This is a genomic window from Haloarcula pellucida, from assembly GCF_014647235.1.
In the GTDB taxonomy this organism is placed as follows: Archaea; Halobacteriota; Halobacteria; order Halobacteriales; family Haloarculaceae; genus Haloarcula; species Haloarcula pellucida.
This window is the reverse complement of the sequence record NZ_BMOU01000022.1, coordinates 1-801: the sequence shown is the minus strand read 5'-3', so window position 1 is coordinate 801 and position 801 is coordinate 1. Positions and strand designations below refer to the sequence as shown.

The 801-nt window shown below is 65.2% G+C and carries 2 protein-coding genes; both read right to left on the bottom strand.

All coding sequences use genetic code 11. The annotated features are described in order from the left end of the window. Positions 1–279 (bottom strand): fibronectin type III domain-containing protein (locus tag IEY28_RS20495; RefSeq protein ID WP_189002150.1); only part of this gene is annotated, 279 nt, incomplete at its 3' end. Further along, on the bottom strand, positions 279–801 hold a 523-nt coding region (locus tag IEY28_RS20490; protein ID WP_220639478.1), incomplete at its 5' end, for a fibronectin type III domain-containing protein. The genes IEY28_RS20495 and IEY28_RS20490, both read right to left, overlap by 1 nt.

Here is an 801-nt window from a genome sequence, read left to right as displayed (position 1 = left end):
GACGGGGTCGGTCCACGCCCCAGTGACGTGCTCGGTCTGCGTGCGGATGCGGACCTCGTAGGCCTCGCCGTCCTCGAGGCCGGTGATGGTCGCCGACGACGCCGTGTCGTCGACGGTCGGGCCGGCAAGCCACGTCGACGACGTCGTCTCGCGATACTGGACGTCGTGCTCGCCGTAGTTGATGACGTCCGTCCACGAGACCTGGATCTCGTCCTCGACGCCGTTGCCGAGATCAGGTTGGCCGACGTCCGGAAGGCTGGTGGTGAACTGGACCGGCATTAGACGTCCTCCGTTTGGGTGTGCTCAGTGTTCGCGACGACGCGTGCGTCGTACTGCTCGCCGTTCCGCAGGCCGGTGACCGTCTCGGTCTCTGTCGTGCGAGAGAGTGTGGAGAACGTCGTCCAGGACGACGCCGACGTCGGCTTGTACTGGACGAGCGTGTCGCCGTAGTCGTGGGTGGCCGTCCACGAGAGGTCGACGGAGTTGGCGGTGACGTTCGCCGTCGACAGGGACGTCGGCGCCGGAAGGAGTGTCGTGGCCTCCACAGTCGGTGAGTCGGTTAGCCAGTAGCTCGACTCTGACCCGTGACGGTCCTGCACGTAGGTCGACCGGACGAACATATCGTAGCGCTCGCCGTCGCTGAGGCCCGTAAACGTGTACGCATCGCCCTGTAGACTGGCTGGCCACGTGTAGGACCCGGCGGACGTTGCCTTGATCCGGACCTCGTTGCGCGTCTCGTTCGTGCTTCCGAGGCCCATGAGTGATGCGTTCGTCGTCCACGAGAGACCAATCTCATCCTCT